This window comes from Pseudoalteromonas agarivorans (assembly GCF_024518735.1).
Classification (GTDB): domain Bacteria; phylum Pseudomonadota; class Gammaproteobacteria; order Enterobacterales; family Alteromonadaceae; genus Pseudoalteromonas; species Pseudoalteromonas atlantica.
The window spans coordinates 142,974-169,207 of record NZ_JANIGJ010000003.1 but is presented as its reverse complement, the minus strand read 5'-3'; the positions used below and the strand labels follow the sequence as shown (position 1 = coordinate 169,207).

The 26,234-nt window shown below is 38.7% G+C and carries 20 protein-coding genes; 10 read left to right on the top strand and 10 right to left on the bottom strand.

What is annotated here, in order from left to right:
- The first annotated feature begins 196 nt into the window (after positions 1 to 196).
- On the top strand, positions 197 to 1,093 hold the full coding sequence (locus tag NQT65_RS07415) for a cation diffusion facilitator family transporter (protein ID WP_029774437.1): 897 nt from the start codon (positions 197 to 199) through the stop codon (positions 1,091 to 1,093).
- Here the strand turns inward: NQT65_RS07415 and NQT65_RS07410 are convergent.
- Positions 1,090 to 5,625: an EAL domain-containing protein gene (locus NQT65_RS07410; RefSeq protein ID WP_256850818.1), complete on the bottom strand. Its 4,536-nt coding sequence runs from the start codon at positions 5,623 to 5,625 to the stop codon at positions 1,090 to 1,092. The two genes, NQT65_RS07415 and NQT65_RS07410, sit on opposite strands and share 4 nt — an antisense overlap.
- A gap of 133 nt (positions 5,626 to 5,758) precedes the next feature.
- Here NQT65_RS07410 and NQT65_RS07405 point away from each other — a divergent pair, with 133 nt between their 5' ends.
- The 9 genes from NQT65_RS07405 to NQT65_RS07365 all read left to right on the top strand — a co-directional run bounded on the left by NQT65_RS07405 (position 5,759) and on the right by NQT65_RS07365 (position 14,814).
- Entirely contained in the window at positions 5,759 to 6,313 is a 555-nt protein-coding gene (locus NQT65_RS07405; protein WP_126009159.1) for a hydrolase, read from the top strand.
- Between the two features lie 106 nt (positions 6,314 to 6,419).
- The gene (locus tag NQT65_RS07400; RefSeq protein ID WP_256850817.1) at positions 6,420 to 7,886 is read left to right on the top strand and encodes a methyl-accepting chemotaxis protein; all 1,467 of its coding nucleotides are present in this window, start codon (positions 6,420 to 6,422) and stop codon (positions 7,884 to 7,886) included.
- Positions 7,870 to 8,388, top strand: a complete 519-nt coding sequence (locus tag NQT65_RS07395; protein ID WP_126009155.1) for a DUF6436 domain-containing protein — start codon at positions 7,870 to 7,872, stop codon at positions 8,386 to 8,388. The genes NQT65_RS07400 and NQT65_RS07395 overlap by 17 nt, the downstream gene beginning before the upstream one ends.
- A gap of 846 nt (positions 8,389 to 9,234) precedes the next feature.
- The gene (locus NQT65_RS07390) at positions 9,235 to 10,068 is read left to right on the top strand and encodes a tyrosine-type recombinase/integrase (RefSeq protein WP_256846747.1); all 834 of its coding nucleotides are present in this window, start codon (positions 9,235 to 9,237) and stop codon (positions 10,066 to 10,068) included.
- Positions 10,065 to 11,153 (top strand): IS91 family transposase, encoded by a 1,089-nt coding sequence (locus NQT65_RS07385; protein WP_256850816.1) that lies wholly within the window; start codon positions 10,065 to 10,067, stop codon positions 11,151 to 11,153. The genes NQT65_RS07390 and NQT65_RS07385 overlap by 4 nt, the downstream gene beginning before the upstream one ends.
- 357 nt (positions 11,154 to 11,510) lie before the next feature.
- Positions 11,511 to 12,974 carry an LA2681 family HEPN domain-containing protein gene (locus NQT65_RS07380; RefSeq protein ID WP_256850815.1) on the top strand — a complete coding sequence of 488 codons (1,464 nt, stop codon included), beginning with the start codon at positions 11,511 to 11,513 and terminating at the stop codon, positions 12,972 to 12,974.
- Positions 12,975 to 13,084: 110 nt separating this feature from the next.
- Positions 13,085 to 13,570, top strand: a complete 486-nt coding sequence (locus NQT65_RS07375) for a hypothetical protein (RefSeq protein WP_024031814.1) — start codon at positions 13,085 to 13,087, stop codon at positions 13,568 to 13,570.
- A 114-nt stretch (positions 13,571 to 13,684) separates the two neighbouring features.
- Positions 13,685 to 14,104 (top strand): DUF4262 domain-containing protein, encoded by a 420-nt coding sequence (locus NQT65_RS07370; protein WP_256850814.1) that lies wholly within the window; start codon positions 13,685 to 13,687, stop codon positions 14,102 to 14,104.
- Positions 14,105 to 14,250: 146 nt separating this feature from the next.
- Positions 14,251 to 14,814 (top strand): hypothetical protein, encoded by a 564-nt coding sequence (locus tag NQT65_RS07365; RefSeq protein ID WP_256850813.1) that lies wholly within the window; start codon positions 14,251 to 14,253, stop codon positions 14,812 to 14,814.
- Positions 14,815 to 15,068: 254 nt separating this feature from the next.
- Here the strand turns inward: NQT65_RS07365 and NQT65_RS07360 are convergent, their stop codons facing one another.
- From NQT65_RS07360 to NQT65_RS07320, 9 genes are all read right to left on the bottom strand, one after another.
- The gene (locus tag NQT65_RS07360; protein WP_138684718.1) at positions 15,069 to 15,443 is read right to left on the bottom strand and encodes a hypothetical protein; all 375 of its coding nucleotides are present in this window, start codon (positions 15,441 to 15,443) and stop codon (positions 15,069 to 15,071) included.
- 80 nt (positions 15,444 to 15,523) lie between these two features.
- A complete protein-coding gene (locus NQT65_RS07355; protein ID WP_256850812.1) occupies positions 15,524 to 18,631 on the bottom strand; it encodes an efflux RND transporter permease subunit in 3,108 nt (1,035 codons plus the stop codon).
- A 9-nt stretch (positions 18,632 to 18,640) separates the two neighbouring features.
- Entirely contained in the window at positions 18,641 to 19,771 is a 1,131-nt protein-coding gene (locus NQT65_RS07350; RefSeq protein ID WP_138684716.1) for an efflux RND transporter periplasmic adaptor subunit, read from the bottom strand.
- Positions 19,768 to 20,364: a hypothetical protein gene (locus tag NQT65_RS07345; protein ID WP_138684715.1), complete on the bottom strand. Its 597-nt coding sequence runs from the start codon at positions 20,362 to 20,364 to the stop codon at positions 19,768 to 19,770. Before NQT65_RS07345 ends, NQT65_RS07350 begins: the two co-directional genes overlap by 4 nt.
- Positions 20,365 to 20,435: 71 nt before the next feature.
- Positions 20,436 to 20,720 (bottom strand): hypothetical protein, encoded by a 285-nt coding sequence (locus NQT65_RS07340; protein WP_249326035.1) that lies wholly within the window; start codon positions 20,718 to 20,720, stop codon positions 20,436 to 20,438.
- A 280-nt stretch (positions 20,721 to 21,000) separates the two neighbouring features.
- Positions 21,001 to 22,443 (bottom strand): SNIPE associated domain-containing protein, encoded by a 1,443-nt coding sequence (locus tag NQT65_RS07335; RefSeq protein ID WP_256850811.1) that lies wholly within the window; start codon positions 22,441 to 22,443, stop codon positions 21,001 to 21,003.
- A gap of 3 nt (positions 22,444 to 22,446) precedes the next feature.
- Entirely contained in the window at positions 22,447 to 22,761 is a 315-nt protein-coding gene (locus NQT65_RS07330) for a hypothetical protein (protein ID WP_138684712.1), read from the bottom strand.
- Between the two features lie 1,225 nt (positions 22,762 to 23,986).
- On the bottom strand, positions 23,987 to 25,318 hold the full coding sequence (locus NQT65_RS07325; RefSeq protein WP_024032701.1) for a TniQ family protein: 1,332 nt from the start codon (positions 25,316 to 25,318) through the stop codon (positions 23,987 to 23,989).
- On the bottom strand, positions 25,318 to 26,226 hold the full coding sequence (locus tag NQT65_RS07320; RefSeq protein WP_223866401.1) for a TniB family NTP-binding protein: 909 nt from the start codon (positions 26,224 to 26,226) through the stop codon (positions 25,318 to 25,320). Before NQT65_RS07320 ends, NQT65_RS07325 begins: the two co-directional genes overlap by 1 nt.
- Between the last annotated feature and the right edge of the window lie 8 nt (positions 26,227 to 26,234).

The following is a 26,234-nucleotide window of genomic DNA, read 5'->3' as shown; positions in this document are numbered from 1 at the left end:
ATTGCTCCCGTTGATTTTACATACAATTTAATTATTCCTACTATGTTATTTAGTACAACTTTAGCTATTTTGCTAAGTTTTTAGTGCGTTTAAGAGGGCTTCGTATTACAATTGCTACTGTATATCATTACCCTTTTCTACTCTAAGCCACCTGACGGCTTATTTGCATTTTAAGTATAGGTTTTTCAAGCATTTCATGACAGAAATCACTACACACCAGGCGTCTCGTCGTCGGTTACTTATTGCTTTAGCGATAACATGTTCATTTATGGTAATTCAGGTAATTGGCGCTTATTACGCTAATTCGCTTGCTGTACTTGCCGATGCAGGGCACTTATTTGTGCATAATAGCTCGCTATTTATTGCCCTTATTGCCTCAAGCTTAGCAATTCATTTTGCTAAAACCTATAACGATGGCTATCAACGCGCTGAGCTCATTGGTGGTTTAATTAATGGTTTACTGTATTTGGCGATAAGCTCCGTTATTTTATATGAAGGTGTAGAGAGAATTTCCCATCATAACGATGGCCATGATTTAGCAATAAACAGCTTTTTAATGTCGAGTATTGCCTCTGTGGGGTTTTTATTTCATGGTGCTGCAGCGTGGGTACTTTATAAAGGCCGCAAAGCAAGCATTAATGTGTACGCTGTATTTTTACATTCGTTTTTTGACATTATATCGACTATTTCTACGTTTATAGCTGGCGTACTTATATATTTTACGGGCTGGAGCATTATTGATATTTTATCGAGCATGCTAATTGCCTCGTTTGTGTTATTTACCGGCGGTAAAGTGATCACGAGCTGTATTAAGGGGCTGTTCTTTAATAACGCTAAGTTGCCTAAAGTGAAGGATATTGAGCAGTCAATTACCGATTTAGAGCATGTGCATAACGTACATAATGTGACGGTGTCGCGCAAAGACAGCGATATTATTGTCGGCGCTCATGTGGTGTTAAAAGAGCATTGTACAATTGAAAAGCACGATGAAGCCTGCCGCTTAAAAATAGAAAAACTCCTCGCTGCGCGTTTTAATGTTAAAAGCAGCGTACTGCAAATTGAAAGCCACGAATGCCAGCATATTCATAGCTAACTTTTTATTAAAGTGTGAATATGCTCATGTGTTTCGGGGTTTTGTAATTGCTCTGCCCGCATTGGTTTTGCAAAATAATAACCTTGTAAAACATGACAACCTAACCCTTCTAAAAAGGCTTTTTGTTGCTTAGTTTCAACGCCTTCGGCTATGCAATAAAGCTCCAAGTTTTGAGCTAAAGTGTAAATGGTTTTGATGATCGACTCATCACTTTTATCAATCCCAATGCTGTTAACAAAGCTTTGATCTATTTTAATGACATCAATAGGGAACTGGCTCAAATAAGTAAGTGATGAGTAGCCGGTGCCAAAATCGTCGAGTAACAGCTTAAAACCAGCCGATTTTAACTTTTGTAGTTGCTTTGCGGCTTTTTGCTTGTCTTCTAGCAGTATGTTTTCTGTTATTTCTAGGCGCAGTTGTACTGGGCTCATTTGATGCTGTTTTAATATATTGGTCAGCTTGGTTGCTATATTCGTCCTTAAAATGTGCTTTGGCGACAAGTTAAGTGAAATATAAAATAATGGGTTGCTGGCCAATGTAGGGGCTAGCTCAGTTAGCGCGCGCTCTAAAGCTTGCTCAGTTAATGCTTCTATCAGGCCTGTTTCTTCCGCAATAGGGATAAATAAAGCCGGCGAGACAAATTGGCCGTTATTTTCCCAGCGCATAAGTAATTCAACCCCATTTATTGTTTGTGCGTGCGTGTCTATTATGGGTTGGTAGTGATTAAATAATAGATTATCTTTCGCGGCGTCTTTTAAATCGTTTTCGAGGATGAGTTTTTGTTTTATTTGCTCGTTCATGGAGTCGTTAAAAAACTTAAACCCGTTTCGGCCAGCTTGCTTTGCATGCATCATGGCTACATCGGCGTTTCTGATCAGTAAATCGGTCGAGCTGGCATCAAATGGGTATAAAGCCACGCCAATACTGGCTGATATATTAATAGAAAAATCTTCGATAATGACCTTATTGGCAAGTTCTGAGCTAATACTTTTGACTATGTTATTTAGTGCGGCTATGTCTTCTACGTTATCAATAAGCACTAAAAATTCGTCACCGCTTTGGCGGCCAAGCGTGGCATTACTTGGCAACATAGCGCTTACTCTTTGGGTAATATTACACAGCAGTTGATCTCCCACTGCGTGGCCAAATGTGTCGTTTACCGGTTTAAATTTGTCTAAATCTATAAATAGTAAAGCGCTTTGAGTGAGCTGTTGGTGAGCTTTTTTAATCGATTTACCAATTTTTTGATGCATTAAACTGCGGTTAGGCAATTGTGTAAGGGGATCGAAATTGGCTAAATAGCGCAGCTCGTCTTCTGCCTTTTTTTGCTCGGTTAAATCCGAAATAACAATCACATAGTAACTTATGCTATGTGTATCTTTAGCGATTGCAGTGGCACTTATATGTATGGGGTGGTGCGGGTTAGTTGCAGTTTTAATAACGGCATCAGTTCGCCAATTTTGTTTTGCTGTTAAGCTTTTTAATGTGCTGGCATAGCTTTTACATTGCGTTTTACCTATCGCATTAACAAACACTTTTAAGCTAAGCGGATGTTTATGAGTTTGCGAAAAGGTTTTTATAAAACTGTTGTTTGCAGAAACCGGCACCAAATTATTATCTAAAATAAGCAGCCAGTCGTTTATTTGCCCAAACGCCTCACCTAAAATGTTGGCTTGCTGCTCATTGGCACGTTGCTCTGTTATGTTGGTATATATGCCAGATACAGATACCGGTTTATTTGTTTGTTCGTCATAAATAATTTGCCCTAAATCTTGATACCACAACCAATGGCCAAGCTTATGCTTTAACCGGTAAGTTGCTTGCCAATGCTCATGCTTTTTTTGTTTGGTAAAATTTAACCAGTGCGAAATAACCCGCGGTTTGTCTTCAGGGTGAATTAAAGCTAAATAATGTTTTAATGGAATACGGTTGGGCAAATTAGTATACCCAAGCTCACTCCCCCGGTTTGTATTTACCGAATCGTCGCTGTAATGGTAATCCCAAATGCCACTTTTATTGTTACTGAGCGCAAGCTCGGTTTGTTTTTGTGAGTGTATTGTCGCTTTTTGCGCATTAGCTATGGCTAGCTGTCTGCTTCTGTATTGCCAAAACAGTAAACACAGCACAGTTATAATAATTAAAATATAAGCCGCATACGCATAAGGAGACTTCCAAGGCGCGTATGCCACATTAAAATTTAACAGCGCCGGCTTTGACTCGGTCGCACTATTAAAATTATACGCGCTGGCCTTTAATTGATAATTACCTGGTGGGAGCTTTGTAAAAAATATTTTGTTTGCTTTTAAATCATCATACTCTAGCGAAGTAGGTCCTTGAAGCGTAATTTTGTACCGTGTTTCCGCGCTATTTTGAAAATCAAAATTAGAAAAGCTGACCTCCAAACCCATATCCTCATGTGTTAATTGCAATGCAGAGGTGGCAAACTGATTTGGCTGATAGTCTAAATCGCGCGACATTAAAGTAATATCGGTTATTGAGGTTGTTGTTTGCGTGCTTTGCTGTAAAAACTCAGCGGGGTTAAACGAAATCGCACCATAACTGCTGCCAAACATTACAGTGTTATTTTTAAGCGTAATTGCCCCTAAAGTACTAAATAAATTAACCGATAAACCATCTTTTACTGTAAAAACTCGCAGTCTTAACGTATCGGTATTTAAGCGGTACAAACCATTTTTACTGCTAAACCATAAATAGCCATACTCATCGCTAATAAGTGAATAAATAGACTGCGTTTTTAAAGCGTTACTTACGTTAAAGTGGTGCTTTTTTTCAAAGCTCTGCGCATCAATACCCACTAAGCCTTCGCTGGTTGTTGCTAACCATAAAATGTTATTTTTATCGGTTAACCAGTTTTCGACTGTGTGGTAATTTTGGCTGTCTTTTTTGCTGGTTTTATAAATAGTAGTAAGGGTGTTTGTTTGCTCGTTAAAGCGGTAAAAGTGGGTAGTTGTGCTTAATACAAATTCATTTGGGTAATCATCAAAAGGTCGATGAAAAGTATAGGCCTCTAAAGGGTTTACATGTTGTTTTAACCCGTTAATTTCGCGCGTTAAGCCTGTTTTGCCATTGTACACATAAAAACTGTGATCATTATAAAAAGCGAATGTGTCGGGGGCTACCTCAGACAAACCATAAATAACCGCACCTTCAGACAGTGCGTTATTTAAATCTTTTTTAGCAACGGCTGTGCCTGTTTCTTTGTCAAATAAAATTAAACTGTAGTACCCCGTTAGCCATAAATACCGTGAAGTGGATTCTAAATGCGCTTTATTAATTGCAAAAATAGCGTATTCACCATAAACCGCTTTAGGGTCTTGCGAGGTTAGGTAGTAGGTTTTTTTGTTTTTAGCATTTACATGAGCAAGGCCATTATCGGTGCCGTACCACATAGTTAAATCATCGTCTTGGTAAATACTGTTTATATAGTTGTTTTCGGGTAGGGTGATTTTGTTAAAGCGCCGTGTGTTTATTGACCAAGTAAGCACGCCTTGAGTGCGCGACCCCAGCCAAAACACGCCACTTGAGTCGACCATTAAATCGTTAATAGTATTTTCGGTAATATTAAATTTACTTTGATCAAAGCTAAGAATTAACTCAGTGGTGCCCTTTTCTCGGTTAAATTCGAACAAGCCATGCTCTGTGGCAATAAATTCGCCATAGGGTGTATTGCTGTAATCCCAAATATTGTAATCAGCAATCACGCTTTTAGTGCTTTGATCTGCAGCAGCTCCTGCTGAGCTATTTAAACTTAACGCGTACATGCCCTCAACGGTGCCTACTAATAATCCTAGCGCGGGGTCTACAGATAAAAACTTAACATTACTGTTATCGACTGTTTGTTTATCGGGAGTATGTAAATTAAGAGGGGTTAATGACTCTGTTTTTAGGTCGTAGCTAAATAAACCCGTTTGTGTGCCTATAAATAGCGTATTTTTGTAATATTTTAACGCGCGCACCACGCTGTTTTCATTGCCTATTGTAAACTCTAAAGTAAGTGAGTTTGTTTTAGAGTTAAGTGAATACACGTTGTTTAAAATGGCAAGATAAAAGGTATCTTGGTGTTGGGCTATCGCTTCAATTGAAGCGTAACTAGCTGTATTACCTGCAAGATTGCCCGAAAATATATTACGAGTAGTTAACGTTTTTGGGTTAACTAAATAGGCACCGGCAAGCTCAGTAGAAACAATTATATTGCCTGCATGCGTTTTAAATAGTGTAGTGATGAAGTTTTCGTTAAGAGTAAATCCGCCATCAAAAGGGGTTACCGTGTAGCCATCAAATCGATTAAGCCCTTGCGCTGTAGCTATCCAAATATAACCTAAATCGTCTTGCAAAATTTTAGTTACGTAATTTTGGGATAAACCTTCATCGGTAGATATTCGTTGTAGTTGTTGAGCATAATTTGTGGAGGCCGATACGCTAGTAATACAAAGAAAACATACAGTGGTGAAGAGAAAAAACAAAATACTCAATCGCACTAATAAACTCGCTCTAGGGCAGGGGATATACATATAAAAGTTAAATATAGCACATTTTTTAAAATGTGGATTACAACTTATAACAACTAAATTAAAGCACTAATTTAGTTATTTATAATGATTTAAGCTACGCTTACTAATTATAATTACTTAAAAACGGGGTGTTATGGTTAGTCACAAAAATTTATCTGCAGATAACAGCGTGTTATTAGTGATAGATATTCAAGATAAGCTTTCTCCCGCTATTAGCGAATTTTCTAATTTACTAGAGTGGGCAATAAAAATTGCCAACGTAAGCGCCCTTTTTAAAATTCCTAGCATAGTAACTGAGCAATATCCTCAAGGGCTTGGTGGTACAAACAGCCTTTTAAAAAACACCCTTATAAACGCACAGACTGTTGAAAAAACGCATTTTAGTGCGTGTAATGAGCCTGCATTTAATGCTGTGTTTACAAAGCTTACGCGTTCACAAATTATAGTAATAGGCACAGAGGCGCATGTATGTGTGTTACAAACCTGCTTAGATTTAATAGCACAAGGGTTTGAGGTACATGTAGCTGCAGATGCTGTGGGCTCACGTAATACGATGCATAAATCGCTAGCTCTAGAGCAGTTACAACAGGCAGGTGCAATAATTACAAGCGTAGAAAGTATCATTTTTCAGTGGGCAAAAAACGCAGCATTACCTGAGTTTAAAGCGGTTTTATCAATTATTAAGTAAAGTTGGCAGGCTAGGCTATATTGATAATTAAATGTGGTCGTAATTATTAGCTAATACGTACAACCCCTGATTTTGTTTAAAAAAATTTTAATAATTAAAGGTATTTATGAATAGTGTAAGTCGTTTATTCACCATTATATTCATTTTTTTGTTTGTAGAGTCTATCGCCCTAGGCTTGTACTTTGGGACACTTACGCAAGCATTTATAGTCGGCCTACCTTTAAGTTTAATGCCTATATGGTTACTTAAAACTCAGCAAAATAGCCCAGTTACAGGTCATGTTGTTGCTGCGGCAATTATGATGTTTTCTTTTTTGCACATACAACAAGCCTTTGGGTTGATAGAAATACACTTCGAAATATTCATATTAATGGCTATGTTGATCATGTTTGTGCAATGGCAGGTGTTTATTACGGCCATTATTTTTGTGGCCGTTCATCATTTAAGCTTTTACTTTTTACAAACACAAAACACCGGTTTTTATGTATTTGACCCAGATAGACTGGCGTTTACTACGGTGCTTATACATGCCGGCTATGCAATAGTAGAAGTGTTTGTAGCAGGCTATATTGCTAAAACTCTACAACAAGAGCGCCGAGCTGGCGTGTCTTTAACCAAAGCGACCGAAGCCATTATGCAAGACCCTGAGCATATACAGCTTTCGCTTAGGGCCGATGATAAAAATAGCAATGCAGTAGCGGGCTTTAATACTTTATTGGGTTATTTATCAGATGTAATTAGGCAAGTGCAAACGCAGTCTCTTTCACTGCAGCAAAATTCGCAGCAATTAATAAACGTACACGATGAGCTAGCAAGCGGGGCAGAGCAAAGAAAGCAACAAACTAATGATATAGCTGACTCTGGTGCTCAAGTTGCACAGGGCTTTAGCTTAGTTGAGCATGAAAGCGAAGTGTTAAAGCAGCAAGTAGATAACATTACTCAAGCTGCAAATAGCGCCTTAAATGACGTTATGCAAACAGACACTAAAAGCACGGAGCTACTTAATTTACTTAATCATACAGAAGAGCAAATAAATCATTTAGTGGCCGCTGGCGATGTAATATCAGGGCTGTTGAATGAAATATCAGGCATTGCAGAGCAAACTAACTTACTTGCGCTTAACGCAGCCATTGAAGCCGCAAGAGCGGGTGAGCATGGCCGCGGCTTTGCAGTTGTAGCCGATGAAGTCAGAACGCTCGCTACAAGCAGTAAAGCCACGACAGATAAAATTGCTTTAACATTAAAAGATTTAGTTACAAACAGTAAAACGTCAACTCAATCTATGAGCCAGTGTGTCGATTTTGTTGTTGATTTAACGCATATCAGCACCACCATGAAAGAAAACATAAGCGCCATGAGTGAGCAAATAAAAGCCGTCAGCATAAGTACTCACTCTGTAGCGCAAGTTGTTGCTGAGCAAGCTGTAAACACAAAACAAATAGCCTCAAGCACAGAACAAATGCAGCAAAGCCAATATCAAGATACCAAAGTGGTAGAAAAACTAACCGCTAAAGTACAAATGATCGACGTAAGTATTGCGGTATTAGAGCAAAGCATTGCTAAATTTAAGTAATTCATCCATTAAAATGAGCGCAGTGATTGCTCTGTGGTTAGTATTGACGGTTTCTGGTTTAGTTTATTATCAATATAATCAGTTGCGCGTTTTTGACAGCTATGGCGTGCTTGAACAACCAGGGTGGTTTACTAAATTTAAACAACACATAGGGTTTACAGCAGAAAAGCATAATTCGTTGATTATCGTTACTGACCCTGACTGTGGCTGCACCAAGCAAGCCCAGCCTCATTTAAAACAGTTGGCTGCGTTTTCTAAAGCGCAAAATATTACGCTTATCAATATTGAGCAAACAGCCTCTTTACAAATACTGCTCCCTGCTACACCAGCTGCTGTGGTGATTAACGATAAAGGTGACTTTGTTTATGCCGGCCCACTTTCTCAAGGGCTTGGCTGCGCGCAGGGCAGTGGTTTTGTTGAAACGGTTATAAATAATCTTGTAGCTGGATTTAACAGCGAACTGTTACTTAATAAAACCAGTGGTTGTTACTGCACTGCTTGATAGCGCTATTACTGATTAGCCTTTTATAGGTATTAAAAACGCCACCTGCATAATATTAAGAATATTAGACTGGTAGGTTTGTGGGTCAAATACGAGTAAGCGCTACATTTACGGCTTTAGATTACGGTTATAAACAACAAACTTTGATGAAGCCTACTGTTAGTTCAATCACAGCAAGTGAAATTTAAAAGTACTTAAATATAGTTATTTCTATAATAACGCTTATTTAACTCTAGCCGCTTATTTGCCTGCTTTCTTGAAAGCGTCCTGCTCAATTACTAAATAGCATTTGAACTGTATCAATGTTTGCTCATGCTTTAACTATTAGCACGTGGGTTTAGACAACTAGCAAAATTATCACTGGACTTCCCAGCTTTCACTAGACACCAGCTTATAAACTTACAAAACGGAAGTAAACTTCCGTTTCTAGGACTTCAAAGGTAGTTATCGGAAATATACTTCTGTTTTTTGAAAGCGTTAACCTAGATAGCTATATGGGCCACTTTTCGGGGTCTTATTTGAGCGATCAGCAGACGTTGAGGTTGGCTAAAAATCGTAGTTACTTGGTTGGTCAAACTGCTCTTTGCGCGTATATTCATGAAAATAAGCGACGCGCGCATATTGTTCTATTAAACTTTACTTTAAAGCTTTAAAAAACTTAGTGGTAGTAATGCTTTAGGTTATTTGTTAAAACTAAATAAAGTAGATAAATGAGCGTTAAGTCGGCAGAAATATGCGCGATGAGCGCACTATTAAATTGTTGAACTAAGCCGCTACGCGGAGATCCTATTCTTATCATTTGAGCCACACTTACCTTGGGGTTATCCCATAACTTGGAGGTAAGTCATGAATACACTCATTGAACAAGTCAAAACTGAAATAGCCTATCGTGGTTATTCGCAAAGTACATGTAAAAGCTACTCTGAACATTTACTCAAACTCAGTCATTATTTTAATAAACCGCTCGATTCGATTACTGATGAGGAACTTAACGCCTTTTTTAACGATCCCGCTATTCGTAAACTGTCTAGAGCAAGCCAAAAAATACAGATAAACAGTATTTGGTTCTTGTTTAAGAATATTTTACATCGCCCACTGAACTTAGACATAGCCTTGCCTAAAGCAAAAACTCGGGCACCTACTTATTTATCGCGTGATGATATTCGACAACTTATAGAAAGTTGCACGGATATGCGCTTAAAAACATTGATAGTGGTGTGTTATGGATGTGGTTTGCGCATTGGCGAACTGCTGCGCATCAAAGTGCAAGACATCGATGGACAGCGTAAAACCATTTTAATTGAACAAGGAAAAGGAGATAAATCACGCTATGTTGTTGTATCAAATAGCGTGCTAAATCAATTACGCAGTTACTGGAAAATGTATCACCCAACGGGTTGGATGTTTTACTCGCGATTGTTAATGGATAAACCTATGTCAGCATCGACCTTCAGGAAGCCATTGAGAAAACACGCACAAGCGTGTGGTTTAAAACACTGTAATCCACATGTATTACGCCATGCATATGCAACACACCAACTTGAATCAGGTATGCCACTTCATCAACTGCAACATCAGCTTGGCCATAGTGATATTAAAACCACGCAAAGTTACTTACACTGGTTACCTGAATTAGGGCATGGTGGTATTGATTTACTCGCAAGTTGGGGAAACCAATGAGCGGCTTGCACCTCGCTGATATTTTAAATTCTAGCCTTGGGAATTATCGGCAGCACCACATAATAAGTTATCAGCAGTTACGAGTCTGCCAACACCTTCAATCATGCAGAACGGGTCAGCTCGGTTATCAAGCATGGCAATGTGATAACTGTAGTGAAGTACAACAAATTGGATGTAGCTGTCGAGATCGGCATTGCCCACGTTGCCAAGGTATGGCAACGGCTAAATGGGTGCAAAGACAGCAGGAAGATTTATTATCGTGTCGCTATTTCCACCTTGTTTTTACGCTCCCGCATGAGTTAAATACCATTGCTCACTATAACCCAAGTGCGTTGTACCAAAGTTTATTTAAAGCCGCATGGCAAACGCTGAGCAAATTTGCGAAACGAAAGAGGCATGGCCAATTAGGCATGACAAGCGTACTGCATACATGGGGACAGAACTTAAGTCAGCATATCCACTTGCATTGTTTGATACCCGCAGGCGCGCTAAAAAAATCGCATTGGCATGAAATAGAAAAAGGCTATTTATACCCTGTTAAAGCATTATCAACAGTGTTTAGAGGGAAAATGCTCGCGGCGCTCAATGAATGCGATAGTTCATTCGCGAAGGTAAGCACACCAACCAAATGGTGCGTGTATAGCAAAGCCTGTTTAACTTACAGTGAAAAGTTAGTCAGTTACCTTGCACGTTATACCCGAAAAGGCGTGATGTCAGAATCGCGCTTAGTGTCAGCGACTGAAGAAACAGTGAGTTTTAAATACCGCGATTATGCAGATAACAACCGCGATAAAGTCATGACTCTGAGTTGTGATGAATTTTTACGGCGCTACTTACAACATGTATTGCCCAAAGGGTTTATGCGCATTCGCCACTATGGCTTTTTAGCTAATGCGTGTCGCAAGCGAAAGCTAGCATTAATAAGGTCACAAGAATCACACATAGGTAAAGTGGAGAAGCTAAAGACAGAAAACGTAACACTGATACCGCATTGGCCTTGCCAGCATTGTAAGGCAGGTATCTTGCGATTAATTGGCGTATTCAAGTTATATGAAACAACGACCAAAGTAGAGCGAACGAGTTAGCAGCTAGGTAGCTGCTTAAAATCAATTAGTTAACCTGCTTAACTGCTCAGGCTAGCGGCCTCTGTACGTGTAAAAAATATAATTGCTTATTAAGGCAAATTTAGGTGTAATGAATACATAATAAACGCTGAGCAATGCAGGGAAAGCTTACATAACACTAGCTAAGCTGATTAAATCAGCTAGGAAAGTGAGAGCCTCCAAAAAGCAAATTCCCATAGCATAAACAACACCAACTCTGACACACCGAGCAGGTAGCGGCTCAGTCCAACAAGCGATTATGCAACACAAACAGCGTGTCGCATAAATACTAAAATGTTAGAGCACCTAAATCCACATCACATTTAATCGAGAGAATGCATGGACGGCTGGAACGAAAAGATCGCTTTTTTTGCAAGAAATATTGATAGCTGTATTGAATCTGATGATATTGACTCTTTAGTACGTTTTTGTGATGAGTTAAAGAAAATCATCTCTGTTGAAAGTGAAGCTCCCGATATTGTAAAAAGTATATTGACTTACTACCTATCGAATATATACCAGCATTTAGCTTCTGATAGAAATGACAGGTGGAACAATCAAAATTATGGTAATGCTATCATTTGCCATAGGAAATTTTATCGATATAAAGATAAGGCTTATCAACTACTTCCTCAAGTAGAAGTAAACCATGCAAATACACTACAAACATTATGTAGAACCTTTGAAGCCATTCCTCTTTGGAAACAAGGGATTTCCCATTTTGGGGATGCCGAAGAAGTTGGATTATATAGACTTACAACTGGTCTGCTTTGGATTTCTCACTATTTATACGATGAAGAGCATATTCATTATTACCAGCTATATGCATACAACTATGCAAAAAAACTATTAGCTAAAGATGATATTTATCATAATGGTATTAGAGAAAGTATCAAAGTTGATTCAAGCTCTGGATTTGGACGCTTCCTCCAACATGTTCAAAATTCATTTGACGAAGATCCTGATCTATTAGCTCACCCTTATAAGCCAGACTATTCAAAAGAAGAAACAAAATATCGGAACTGGTGTAAAGATAATATACTATTCCTCAACCCATTAAATGATCTAGAAAATGCTTGGGTTGTAGATCATGACGTTCTCAATTTTCCATCATATAGCACTCCAGTTTTTGAAGGCCCGTATCTATCTGCGGCATTTTCATCAATGAAAAATGAGTATTGCTTCTATCGTCATTTGTTCTACGAAGGGTTGAATAAAAAATACGTAAAATTCACTGACAAAGATAAATATCTAACAGATACATTAGACGGCGTAATCTACGATGGATACATTGAAAAAATAAAGAGTGCTTTGAAAGGCTGTTTTAGTGTACTAGACAAAATCTCAAGACTCTTAGATAAGTACTATGAATTAAACAGCTCCAAGATTGCGTTTAATCGGCAATGGTTTGATAAGCAGAAAAAATTAGAAGACCAGAACAATCCATTTTTAACTGCATTGTTCTGGTTAAGCAAAGACTTTACCCAGCACGATGATGATGAGAGAAGACCTTCTTATTGGCTTGATGATTCGGCTTTCGAAGTGCGAGAGCTACGCAATGAACTAGAACACGGTTGGGTTAGAGTTGTAAACCCTGATTTTGAAGGTTTCTCTACTTGGGAAAATGAACATGACTATGCGTATAAAATTACGTCTGATGAGCTCGTTGATAAAGGAATGTATGTTTTCAAACAAACGAGACATGCATTAATATATCTATGCTTGGCTATTAACTTCACTGAAAAGTTAGCAAAAAAAGATAATAAGTTCAGTGCTTTATCAAATGAAGTGCCACTCATTTAACTGTGCTCTAACAAGGCATTTAAACGGAACTAAAACAGTGGGTTACGTTCCGCTTCGCTACACAGTATAACCCACAATTTTATTCCGCTTAATGCGGCGTTAGAGGCACTATGAAGTTAGCAACCATTTTTCTAGCCCTATTCTTGCTATCAGGATGTGGTACAGAAGGTGTTGATATGGAAATCAGTGATGTTGATGACTGGTTTAAGGTAAATGAAACTGAAATAACTTCTATCGTTGAATTATTTAAGAGCGACAAATGTTTACGTAGAGTTGAACTCGGCTCAATGAAATATATCAGTCAAAACTGTGAAAACAGTTCGTCTCAAGAAACCAAAATAAAAGAAATACAAAGTAAGCTAACAAGCCTTGGTGTTGTTCTAGCTGTTGCGCATACATTCGATGATGGAAATTTTGTTGCGAGTATATTGATAAACAGGAGAGGTATTGCAGTATCTGGTGGAGGTCTTGAAATTAGTTACTGGGAAAAATTTCCTGTTTATTTAAATGATGAACTCGAGTGTGGTGCAATTGAAGCTCTCTACAAAGAAAAGTGGTACGCAGAGATTTTAAGCTCTGAAGATCCGTGCCTCTAACAAGTCAATTCAGCGGGACAAAAAACAGTTGGTTTTGCTCCTGCGTCGCTAATTTTAACCAACTATTTTTTGCCTTTGATTGAGGCGTTATACGCAAACTAGGAATCTGTGAATATGTCAGATGTAATGGAAAAAGTAGAAGATGACATTAAGAAACATGGTTGGCATGTTCTTTCTGTTTTTAGCAAGGATGCTCCGAGCTTTTCATATTCAATAGGTTTTACTGAAACGCTTGATCATCCTGAAATCATCATATTTGGGTTGGATACCTCATTGATGCACTCGCTTATCAACGATATTGGACAGTTAATCAAGAACGGTCAACGATTTACCAATAACCAATTAAGTGAAGAAGTTATAAAAGGCTATCCGGTCAAATTTAGTAAAATTAGCGAACTCAACAAAGAGGAATACTTAAGGGCGGCTGTTAGTATTTATAGCATTGAAAAGTTTGACGCTCTTCAATGTATTTGGCCTGATAAAGAAGGTAAATTTCAAGAAGAAAGTAACACCGCTCAAGAGGTCTTATCGTGATTGCGTATAACAAAAAAATTAAGTCACTCACTTCGTTCGCTGGGGCGCATACATGCGGGGCGGCTTCGCCATTATGCCCCACATGCCTGCGCCCCTTATTTAAAAGTTAGGCTATATATTTCGACCATCGTACTCCGAGGATAAACATGACTGAAAATCAGTTAAAAAAATTGAAATACTACGTGATTGCAATTACCGTATTATTCGTAGGTGGACACCTGTGGTGGGAGCATTTAAATGGTGGAATATTGAGCCATCACTTAATGCACCATTCTGATTATCCTGCAATATCAAACTGGTGGGGGCTATTAATTCTCCCATTCTTAGCGTGGCTTTCTATAGCGCGCATAGAAAAATGTACAATTTTTCAATCTGGTGATTCACCAGTAAAAGAAAAAATTTCAAGCGGAATACTTATTGGTTTTTTCGGCATGCTGACTTTAAGTTTTGTACAGTCATTCAGCTTTAGTGTCGGCTACGAAAACGTTGCAATATACTTGTCTTTAGGCTTGCTAGTAGTCGGGTTGTTCCTCCCCATATACAGATCGGAATGTATTTTTGGCTATGTATGTGGTTCAATAATTTTTACTGGCGCAATAATTCCACTTATAGGCATATTAATAATAGGAGCAATTTCATTGTTTGCTCACGCATGTATAAAACCATTCGCTTTGCGATTTATTAAAGTTGTTATGGCTCAACCGCAGTAGTTTAGCCTAACAAGAAAATTCGCAAGGAAACGTAACAGTTGGCTACGTTTCGTTTCGCTACACAATTTTAGCCAACCATTACTTAGCCTTCTATTTGGGTGTTACGAACGTCCGGAAATGGCACAGAACCGCCCGTCGACTCTAACTCATTTTGTCCAAAAATGAGTTAGAGCCTAAGGATGGACACGTGGTAAGAACGTCACCTGTTTATGATTTGAAGCACTCAAGATCACGAGTGCTTCATAAAGCCACTATTAGAAAGAATATCTTACCGTCACAGAGTGATGACCATCTTCCTTAACTTTTACAAGAACTTTAGCACCATTAGGAATAACGACGTCAGCCACCATTTTGTTGTCACCAGCAGGCGCTAGAACTACATCTGATTTTTTACCATCTGCAAGTACAGTAACAATACCCGAAAGCTTTTCTGACGGATATGGCTTACCGTGATCTCGTAAATAAAGGCCGGTTTCTGAGTCACTTCGAACTAATTCAAAAATCATCTCATGCTCAACTTTGACTATTCCACCATGCTGAGGTGTTTCATCACCGTGTGCAAAGGCTGACGTGTTAAACAATAATGAACCTAGTGAAATTAATAGTACGTTTATAAGTTTTGTTTTCATATTTTATCTCTTTGTATTTATGAATTTTAAAATTAAATGTGGGCTTCGCTTTTACATGATTAGGTGCCACACGAAACCCGTTAAATCAATTCTTTTGAATTAGTGCTTAACCATTTCTCTGTAGGTCGTTTGCCAAACTTCCAATAAAGTAAAGGTGTTAGCAAAGTATCCAATAGCGTTGAACTCATTAGTCCTGAAAAAATAACTATGGCGACTGGGTGTAATATTTCTTTGCCTGGTTCATCTGCCGCCCAAAGTAGCGGTATGAGTGCAAAAGCTGTAACCATCGATGTCATCAAAACAGGTGATAACCTTTCTTTAGCCCCTCGAATAATAAGTGCTTTATTAAAAGACTCATTTTCAAATCGGAGTAGATTCAGGTAATGACTGACTTTCAAAATGCCGTTTCGAGCAGCAATACCTGTCAAAGTAATAAAGCCTACGACTGATGCCACTGATAGTGGTGTATGGGTAAACCACATGGCAAATACTGCACCAATCAATGACATAGGCAAGCTACACATAATGATCGAGGCAAATACCATCGACTGATAGCGCAGGTATAAAACGAGAAATATTAGTGCAAATGATAAGGTTGATAGTGCGATTAACAATCTCATTGCTTGCTCTTGTGCTAAGAACTGACCTTCGATACTAACGAAGCTATCTTTAGGTAATTCTTCTTCAGCGATGGCCTTACGCACCTGTGCTAGAAGCTCATTTACGTCAACATTTTCACTATTCGCGTAAAGCACTAATCTTCTTCGTCCATTTTCGCGTAAAATCTGATTCGGCCCGTCTAGTAATTGAATATCAGCAATGTAGTCAACAGGTATACTTCCAGCAGGCGAGTCTATAAGTGTTTGCCCTAGTTGTTCAGGTGTTCGATTTTGATCATCTAACCGAACAACGAGCTCGAATCGTTGAACACCATCTATCACATCAGCAACCCTTGTACCTTCAGTAAGAATATTTAACTGACGTAGCGCAGATCCTGGTGTTAATCCATACTTCGATAAATCAGAATATTTAAGTCTCACACTCAGTTGCGGTATCAATACTTGTTTTTCGATATTGATATCGACTAATCCAGGTATCTCCTCTAATTTACTTCGAATTGATGCCGCGCTGATCCGCAAGCTTTCTAAGTCATCTCCAAAAAGCTTAATCGCTAGTTGCGCTCTTACCCCCGAAAGCAAGTGATCTAAACGATGTGAGATAGGCTGACCAATTGCAATTTGCCCAGGAATAACAGAAAGCTTTTCTCTAATATCTTCCAGCACTTCATCTCGGCTACGCTCTGAGGGGATCAAATCAACATCAATTTCCGATGAATGAACCCCCTCAGCATGCTCATCTAATTCAGCACGCCCCGTTCTTCGACCTACTTGCGACACTTCTGGTACAGATAACAAAAGTGACTCTGCAAGGTGTCCCATTTTATTAGACTCTTGGAGTGATGTTCCAGGTTCGAAAATCATCCCTAATACAAGTGATCCTTCATTAAACGATGGTAAAAATGCTCTTGGAAATTGAGTGACACTTGTTGCTGTTAATACCGCTATCACACCAATAACAGCAATCAACTGCTTAGATTTTGGCAATGCCCATTCGATCCATAATCCCTGCCAATACTTTAGCTTGGCAACAATTACACTATCACCTTGGTGAATAACTTTAGCACCAGGCAATAAGTAATAGCATAACACTGGTGTCACCGTCATCGAAACCAAGAGCGAGCCAAGAATGGCGACAATATAAGCAATGCCCAAAGGTGAAAATAGCCGGCCCTCGATGCCAGGCAAAGCAAATAATGGTAGGAATACCAAGATTACAATAGCCGTCGCGTATACAATGCCTGAGCGAACTTCTACACTCGCTCGCCAAATAACCTCAAAGACTGTTTTGGGTTTCTCTGCTAGCGCGTTTTGTTTTAAACGTCGTAGTATATTTTCAACATCAACAACTGAATCATCGACAAGCTCACCAATAGCGATAGCCAAGCCCCCTAAAGTCATCACATTTATACTTTGACCTAACCATTGAAAAATAAGAACGGTTACTGATAACGAGAGAGGAATGGCAAATAATGAAATTATCGTTGTTTTTACTGATAGTAAGAATAAAAACAAAATAATCGTTACCATAATTGCACCATCTCTCAGTGCTTCGGTTACATTGTCAATAGATGAGGTAATAAAGTCAGCTTGTCTAAATAACACTTTAGGAGCTGCCATGCCTTCAGGTAAGCCTGTTTTCAACTCATCTAATGCTAATTCAATTTGCTCGGTTAACTGGACAGTATCAGTATAAGGTTGTTTCTGTACATTAATAACAACCGCAGGAGCACCGTTAAAGCCACCATCACCACGTTTGACTGCTGGGGAATAACCAACAGTCGCAACTTGTGAAAGTAAAATAGCTTGTTGTTTATGCCAGCCAACAGCAAGGTTTTGCAAGTTAGTAATGTCTAGCGTGCGTCCTTTGTGACGAATTAAATACTCTTGATTATTGATATCAATAAAACCACCGCCAAAGTTTGCAGCAAAGTCTTCAAGTGATGATTGAAGTTGCTCTAAACTAATACCTAACTGACGCATTCGCATAGTGTTAGGTGCAACTTTTAGCTGCCTGACTTCACCACCGATAGGAATAACTTGAGACACACCAGGAATTGAAAGCAAACGAGGCCGTAGTACGAAATCGGCATACTCTCGCGCTTGCATAGGGTTGCCTTTTTCCTCATCACTTATTGGCAATGCAATAAGCATCACTTCACCCATTATCGAAGAAACGGGCCCCATGACAGAAGTAATACCTGATGGTAACTGTTCAGATGCAAGATCTAAGCGTTCAGAAACTAATTGCCTATTACGGTAAATATCGGTGTCCCACTCGAACTCGACATAAACAATTGATAAACCAATCCCTGATGTAGACCTTACTCTTGTAACGCCTGTCACACCATTAAGTAAATTTTCTAATGGAAATGTAACTAGCTGCTCGACTTCCTCAGGTGCCATCCCCCCAGCTTCAGTCAAAACCGTAACAACGGGTTTGTTCAAGTTGGGGAATACATCAACTGGTAACTTTTGTCCCTGCATCAAGCCATAAACCATCATAACTAGTGCAATAAGCAGTACAACCAACCGATTACTTAGACTCGACTTAACTAAAAAATTAAACATGCCTAAAGCCTACCTTACTTGATTGAGTAATGATGAGCCTTCTACCACAACGCGATTATCAGTGCCTAAACCCTTAGTAATAACTACGAAACCAGGCTCAAGTTCTTCATATTCGACTATTTGTGGTAAGAATCGCTCCGCTGATAACTTTATCCAAACTTGAGGTAAGTTGTTTGCGCTTAACACTATGGCCTTAGCAGGTAAAACAATTCCTTCAATGGTTTCGTTTAAAGGGGCTTTAAGCGTAACGGGTTTATTTATATATAGGTTCTTATTATCCGCACTATTTAACGATTCAAAATTTGCATGAATTAGTCCATTCACAAGTTCTGGAGAATATCCCTTATAATTGAGCTTCACATTAGGCAATTGTGTAATTTCAGCCGTAGTAAATTTACTCAACAAATTGCTATTGCTCGTAGTAGCTTCTACTACAAACTTTCTAGGAGAGACTATTTCAAAAAGCGTCTTTCCAGCCTCAACCCATTGACCTCTAGATACTGATTTATTGACTAGTACACCATCAATTGGTGCAATAAGAGCTTCAGATTTTTCGATACCTTGCTTAAGCACGCTTTCTTGCTGTTTAAAAGTAGTTAGCTGGGTTTCTAATTGCTCTCTTTCTTGCTTAGAGGCTAAATCACCAAGCTTTCTAAGCCTTTCAACATCGCGATTGGTTTGTGCTATTTGATTTCTAACAGCAACGAGTTCACTTGTTTGACTAGCTAAATCAAATGCTGTGTATTGATAGCGTATATAGCCAAGGATCTCACCTGCTTTGACCGACGTTCCACTGGTATACATGCCCTGTTCTGGTGCATCTAATCGACCATCACTGCTTGGTTGAATGATTGCAAAACCATCAGGGTGTGGTCTAACGATACCGAGAAGTTGCACATGCTTATTGGCAGTTGTTACTTCAGCAAACTGTGTTCTGATATTAAGAAGAGCCTGGTGCTTCATTGGCATTAAAACCGAGCTATCTGCTTGTCTGCCAAGCTCCCCATTTCCTTTACTTGAGTTTTGGTCTAAGTGTTCACCATTAGGGCCATGAGCACCTGGAGAAGCAATTAATGTTGTAGATAGCAGGCTGACAGAAAGAAGACTTAGTTTTAAAAATCTAGAATGCTTTAATCTCATGATTTTTTCCCCTTGTTGATACGACCAAAAAGGAAGCCAACACAGAAAACTACAAGTACAATAAAGATTTCGAACCAGGGAATGTGATAATGGTCTTCATTGTTGTGGTCATTAGTTGTATGAGCCTTTGTTATATCAAGATTAGCAACAAGCAAATCACCACTATCTTGTGTCATGATCGTAAGCACTATTTCATGAATTCCATCTGTATTTAAAAGTTCTAGCATCTTTTGATCGGTTAGAAGATACGCTTTTAAAGTGTCTGAATACTCTGTGGTTGCGGAGAGTTGTCCAGACTCCAACTCAATAGAAGCCCCCTTTATTGGTACATTTGTTTTAAAATTGTGTAGGTAAATTACCAATTGTGATTCGAACAACTCTCCCAATACTTCAAACGTCTCAGTAAAGCTTTCAAATTTAGGGTTTGCAGAAGCTAAGACACTATTAGAAGTATCTAAATGCTCACCATTTGGGCCATGAGCACCTGGTGACGCGTATACCATTGATGATAATACGACTGAAGTAAGTACAACGCACAAAATGAACGCAGTAACACGCTGCCAGCATCGCAGCAATAATGTATTAAGAAACATAATTAATCCATAAAAAACAACAGGTCCTCACGCCTATTTGCGACGAGGTTCGATTAGCTTGTTTGTTTGGATTAGTACCTTGGAGGTGGCTTTATATTTTGGAGATGTGGGGATGACCAGTTACTAGCATACCAAATAACTGTTCCTGATAAGTTTCTGTCACTTGCCTGACGAGGTGAAGCATCAATTAAACCAAAAACACAGCAATCGGTATCAGGTGCTATGTGCTCAAAGGCTTCAACGGAGTAAGACAGTTTAAAGTTACTTTCATCGTCGTGATCATGACTATGAGGCTGCCCTAACTCATGTATTAAACCATGAATATCACCTTGCTGCTTATGCTCATTCTCATACACAACGCTTCCAAGCACCTGTGTACTTAGAAAAAATAGCATAAATGTCATAAGGATAAGTTTGCGCATATGTGTTTTATTAAATAAATTAGCGTGATGAGAGTACCATTCAATTATTAGGTATGCAATAAATTAACAATTGGGTAAATAAATTTCTTTACTTGTCATTGTGGGCGTCCGCTTCACTCATAGTCGGCTTTTAGAGTTATTGCGTTAGCTCGTTTTTGGGCAAAGGTGAGCCAGCGCTGTTCTGGCTGACTCGAAGGCGGACAAAACTGTTAAATCATGCGGCATCACTAAGACGAAGGCTTTCGTAATAGTCTTCCGCCAGAGCGGTCATTTTGAACTCAGCATCTACTCCAGCGATCTTCTCTACGGCATCTTTAATTTCCTCTAGATCGACATTGAAGAACTCCTTCCGAAGATTAATTGCATTAACACGTTGAGAATGGAATTCACGGTGCAAAGCTGTTTCGAGTGCAGGTGCATCATCAGTATAAATCATAGCATGTACGTCAAATGGGAATGGTACACTGGCATCACCAAGCTCTTTAACTCTGTCCATAGGCTCTAGCCTGCGCGTTAAACCTATCTTGTAAACATCTTCTCCAAAGGAACCTATGTTACTTATCACGTACACATGGCCCTTACGAGTTTGTTCCGCCATACTCTTGGCACGTTCTTCTTTGGCTTCAGCTTCGGCCAATTGCTGCTCTAGGATGGCTATTCTTTGTTCCATTTCACTACGTTCTTGTTCATTAGCTTGAGCGAACTCTTGCTGAGCTTTATCAAGAAGGCTTCGATACATTTTTTCTTCCTTCTCAGCTTCAGAAATAGCTTTTTCAAACTCCTTTATTGCTCTCTGCTCTTCACGAATTTGCTCTTTGATGAGCTTCTGCTCGGCAATTTCTTCCTGCTTCTTCAGGGTATATTGATACTGAAGCTTACATTCTTCAAATTTTAGTTCGATGTAGTCAATATCAAAGCCACACTCCAGTGTCGCAGCTGACTTTTCTAGATTGTTTGCTAGTTTCTCAATTCGCTCCAGCGTACGACCAAATGAGCTTGGAGAAAGCTTGCCAATAAGCATGTCACATTCAATATTGAACGCAGTTAGCATTAGCTTAACTTGACCATTGAGGATTTTTTTATTCAAAGACTTATCATTAGAAATAACGTTCGTTTCTGGGAAGGTGACTGCGGTCTTAGCTTTAATCATGTCTTTTTGTTGCTGCCGTATGTCTTTGATCTCTTCAGAATAGCGAGTTGATGTTTCGTAGAGATATTGTGGCATTTCAAAATGGCCATGAGCAGTATATTCATCGAGTCGTGAATACAAGTCTATACCACCCATTAGCTCGTTCAGATCCTGTTCGCTCTTTTCAATATTGGCATTAAGTTCATTTAGAGCGTTTTGGGCTGCGTCAAGAGACTGTTGCTGCTCTAGAATACTAACTTTAAGAAAGTCATCTTGTCCTTTCAAAGCTTGTAGGTCGGCAGTTTTAGCGTTAATTTTGGAAAGCGCCTGCTTTGCTATCTCAGTAGTTTTCTGTAGTGATTCATTTGCTTTCTTTAATGTCTCGTGCTCTTCTTTAGCTTTCGTTAACGCTTCATTAATTGACTTGTACTGTCCAACTTTTTTATCCCCAGAGCGTTTCGCCACTATATAGGTCAGCAAAACTGCCAACAAAGAGATGGCTGCTAATATCAGTAAATTACTATCCATTGTTTACTTTAAAACCTCTTGTATGAATTGTTTTCTAAGGGCGGCTCGTTCTTCGCAGCGGTCTTGGTACTCTTCATTTGCATTTGATAGCGCATTTTTAAATGCTTGCTTTGCTGCGGATTGTTGCTGTCTTACTTGCAGCTTTAGTTCTCGCTGAGCTTCACGCACACCTCTTTCATGCTCTCTAAGTGCTTGAGCTTCAGCACGTTGCCGAGCTTTCTCTCTACGCTGAGCTTCGCGGGTGGCTTGTTTGTTGGCTCTATCTATAGCTTTAACAACCTTTATAGCCGTCCTTAAGCCATTTCCTCGTCTGGCCAATGCATTTCTCCTTTATGCAAATCAGAATTATACTTCCGATGCTAGCACAACAAAATTAGAAGGGTTACATTGAAATTAAATAGATTGCATAAAGTCTATATCTATTAGGGCACTAAGGTTTCAAATAGCTATGTTTCTCACAGGCCGATTAGCCCCTTGCTTTAGGTTAGAAAAAATATTCCAAAGATGGCATGGAGAGTAATTGATCATGCTGTCAAAGACTCATGTTGGAGCAAAAACGAGTTAATCATGAATGACCGCTCTTGGCACAGAGCAGACCGCCGGTAATTATTGAGTGATGCAATCCACGGCTATAACTGACCAAGAATAGAAGTTCTTTATGTAATGAAAAATAAAGATGCGCTGTCGCTCCTCTGGCAAGCATCGGCCTAAATAAACTCTACCTCGAAGTAAACCCGATTAGCTTTCGTATAACTGATAGGCAAATTACCACTTCAAATCACTTACTGTAATAGATGTTTTCAAGCGATTTCTCGTTGTTTAAGAAATTTACCTAATAAAAAACATAATTATTTTTAGAGTGTAATTTAGTTAATAAATCTCAATTTAAGTGCCATATTTCATTATAAATCAATAAGTCCTCAACGCGCCGTGTATTCTCGACTTAAGTGGCACTGATCAGTTGATCGGCGCCATATAACTTGAGAATCTCAGCCATGTAATAAGATTTCAAAACAATAACTTAGCTTGTGTTCTTTATCGGTACTGCGCCTCTTAAATTGAGAATTATTTATAGCTAAAAACTGCCCCAACACAAATTCTCATCCAGCCAAAAAGTTCTCATTCTGCCTTGCAGATTCTCATTCTGCCACTGAAGAACTCTGACTTGATTTTAATGAGCACATAATTAAGTAGATTCTGTATTCGGTAAATTAGTGGCGAACACTATACGCTAATATTTACTTAGTAAAAGTGTAGTAAATCGATTAGAAAATGGATTTTTAGGATAAAGAGAAATGAAGCCATTTAAGTGAAAGTTAAAATGCAGATATGCGAAGCTTCATTTGTAATGTTGAGTTAATTCAAATTTGGTTTGATTTAGGTTTAGTTATGGATGAAATTACTAAACTTTTATTAAAAAAGGGAAAGTTAAACTTATTGATATTCAGTCGATTAGTTTTAGTGAACTGCCGGTATTGTTATTAATAAAGCATAGGCCGAGAACATGTCTCGGCCTAAAAATTAAAGTTGAAATTACAAAGTACTAAATGTCGAGTGATAGCTGTTTGTTTTGCGTTTTCGCCAACTTCAAAGTATCACAATTAAGTATACGTTTTGAATTATTGCCATGAATGTAAACGGGCCTGAGCTTACCGGTATTAATCAACCTCATTAGTTCTACCTTTGGTATACCGGTGACTTCAGCTACGTTTGCAACGGACATCGTTTTATCTCTTATAAGTTGAGTATGTAATTTACAAAAGGTATCGAATGCTTCAGGCAAAACGTGTATGGAATGCATTAAGTCTAATGAAGGTTTGTATGTTATTGATAATTCTTTATTTTTAGCAGCTATCAGTACATCAGTTATACAGATATTATGAAGAGCCATAAAGCGACGTAGCTCAGAAAGGGGGACGTAATCTTTATTGTGGCTGAACTCGGCTAAAAAGGTATAAACACCTGATATTTCAACGCGAGTATCTGTTCTTAAGGCCTTTTTTGAATCAGTTCTTATCAATCCAACTTCGACTAAAAGAGCGATTTGTTTAAACGTTACCCCAATTATAGAGGAGGCTGTTTGAGCTTCAAACCAAAGCTGAGTTATGGGAGCTTTTGAACGAATATACTCGCTATTATACATTTCATATAGTGTGGATAATGACCCCCATTCACATAGCAAATTCTGAACAATAATTTCAATTTTGTGAAACTCAATGTTCAACGGTAGATCTGTTGGTACACGTTTAGCCCTTTCACTTAAGAATACTCTAGCACTATCTGGGTTATTAAGAATATCAGCCGCTCTATTTAATAATGTGGAGGTAATCTCCTTTGGTGGGAAACTCGTTCGTGTATTACTATCGTCAACTATCACTTTAGCTATGAGGTATGCATCGTGGACTTGTTCAGGTGATTTTAATTGATTATTCAATGGTATATGCGTTAAGCGTAAGCCGCACAAAGGTGATGTGCAGCGGCCATTTAGAAGATTAATGGTAAATTGCAGCGGTGAATTGCAATGAGGGCATTCGGATAACAGGGCACACTCATGAATAATACAGTGTCGTAAAAATGGATTTTGCCACTGGGCCCTAAAATACCCATATTGGTTAACACAATCTGGACAAACTTGTGGCGTTAGCAATCTCGCATGTGTCCAGCACTTTATCTTTAATGATGATAAAGTGCGAGTTATAGGAATAAGGTGATCAAGGAGTTCGTTCTTTGTTGATCTACCTTTGATGATACTGGTTAGCATAGCCTTATTGAGTACGCGAGATTCTGATTGTATGCCATTTCTTTTAAGTAAACGAAGTACATAACCAATACCTGACTCCGCTTCATAGTAAGAGGGTTTTATTGGGAAACGCATTAGCATAACCCCGAATAGAACTGACTTCTAAGGTTTTTATCTTGCTCATTTAGATATGCATCTAATTGTTTTTTTGTTAAAAGTTCATAATCAAATGGATTGACAGCCCCAATTGCATATTTCTCAAAGTTTTCAAATAAGGCTTCTATAAGCTGATCATAGTTTTTTGCATTTCGTGTGTTATTACGTAAAAATAAATCGCGCATTGTACTCATGGTGTGCTCACTGTACGCAAGGTAAATACGATCAAGTAGCTCACTGTGCTCATCCTTTGTTAAATTTGGCAACCCAACTTGTTGAATGAACCAATTACAACAGGCAATCCAGTTTTTCGTTTTAGGAAGGATTGGCTTAATTTCAATGGGGCGCATTTGTCGACGAGACATCTGCTCGTCATCGTCAAATTTACCGGCGGTTCTACCAAATGTAATAAGGCGCTTAGCACTGCTTGTACCGGCGAAAATAATCGAACAACGGATCTTGTTGCTATCGATCAGATAGCAAAAATATTTAATAATTCGTTGAAACTCTATCCCATCATAACTTGAGGCAATATTCTGAATTTCATCAAGAATGATTAGCTCCACTTCTAGGTCTTTGAGAAGTGAGATAAGTTGGGCATCCAATTCAGCTGCAGTAGTGCGAGAGTTTTGTGTTGTTCCCTCTAGCTCTGAAATTAAAAATCGAGTTATCTCTGCAGTACTTTTTTTAAACTCCTTAAAAGCGACATAAAAGATTGGTTTTGTCGTTTTTTCTGGCTTAGTAACAGGTAAAAACTGAGCGTGATACTGCTTTAATATATACGTCTTGCCAGCACCCGAGGCACCATAAATAAGTTGAGCTCGTTTATCCTCTGAAGGTACGTGATACATATTGTGGATTTCCGCTATCCTCTGCCATATCTTCATTTGTATGT

Coding starts and splice junctions, on each gene's coding strand:
- NQT65_RS07415 (WP_029774437.1), top strand. CDS start 197: ATGACAGAAATCACTACACACCAGGCGTCTCGTCGTCGGTTACTTATT.
- NQT65_RS07410 (WP_256850818.1), bottom strand. CDS start 5,625: ATGTATATCCCCTGCCCTAGAGCGAGTTTATTAGTGCGATTGAGTATT.
- NQT65_RS07405 (WP_126009159.1), top strand. CDS start 5,759: ATGGTTAGTCACAAAAATTTATCTGCAGATAACAGCGTGTTATTAGTG.
- NQT65_RS07400 (WP_256850817.1), top strand. CDS start 6,420: ATGAATAGTGTAAGTCGTTTATTCACCATTATATTCATTTTTTTGTTT.
- NQT65_RS07390 (WP_256846747.1), top strand. CDS start 9,235: ATGAATACACTCATTGAACAAGTCAAAACTGAAATAGCCTATCGTGGT.
- NQT65_RS07385 (WP_256850816.1), top strand. CDS start 10,065: ATGAGCGGCTTGCACCTCGCTGATATTTTAAATTCTAGCCTTGGGAAT.
- NQT65_RS07380 (WP_256850815.1), top strand. CDS start 11,511: ATGGACGGCTGGAACGAAAAGATCGCTTTTTTTGCAAGAAATATTGAT.
- NQT65_RS07375 (WP_024031814.1), top strand. CDS start 13,085: ATGAAGTTAGCAACCATTTTTCTAGCCCTATTCTTGCTATCAGGATGT.
- NQT65_RS07370 (WP_256850814.1), top strand. CDS start 13,685: ATGTCAGATGTAATGGAAAAAGTAGAAGATGACATTAAGAAACATGGT.
- NQT65_RS07365 (WP_256850813.1), top strand. CDS start 14,251: ATGACTGAAAATCAGTTAAAAAAATTGAAATACTACGTGATTGCAATT.
- NQT65_RS07360 (WP_138684718.1), bottom strand. CDS start 15,443: ATGAAAACAAAACTTATAAACGTACTATTAATTTCACTAGGTTCATTA.
- NQT65_RS07355 (WP_256850812.1), bottom strand. CDS start 18,631: ATGTTTAATTTTTTAGTTAAGTCGAGTCTAAGTAATCGGTTGGTTGTA.
- NQT65_RS07350 (WP_138684716.1), bottom strand. CDS start 19,771: ATGAGATTAAAGCATTCTAGATTTTTAAAACTAAGTCTTCTTTCTGTC.
- NQT65_RS07345 (WP_138684715.1), bottom strand. CDS start 20,364: ATGTTTCTTAATACATTATTGCTGCGATGCTGGCAGCGTGTTACTGCG.
- NQT65_RS07335 (WP_256850811.1), bottom strand. CDS start 22,443: ATGGATAGTAATTTACTGATATTAGCAGCCATCTCTTTGTTGGCAGTT.
- NQT65_RS07325 (WP_024032701.1), bottom strand. CDS start 25,318: ATGCGTTTCCCAATAAAACCCTCTTACTATGAAGCGGAGTCAGGTATT.
- NQT65_RS07320 (WP_223866401.1), bottom strand. CDS start 26,226: ATGAAGATATGGCAGAGGATAGCGGAAATCCACAATATGTATCACGTA.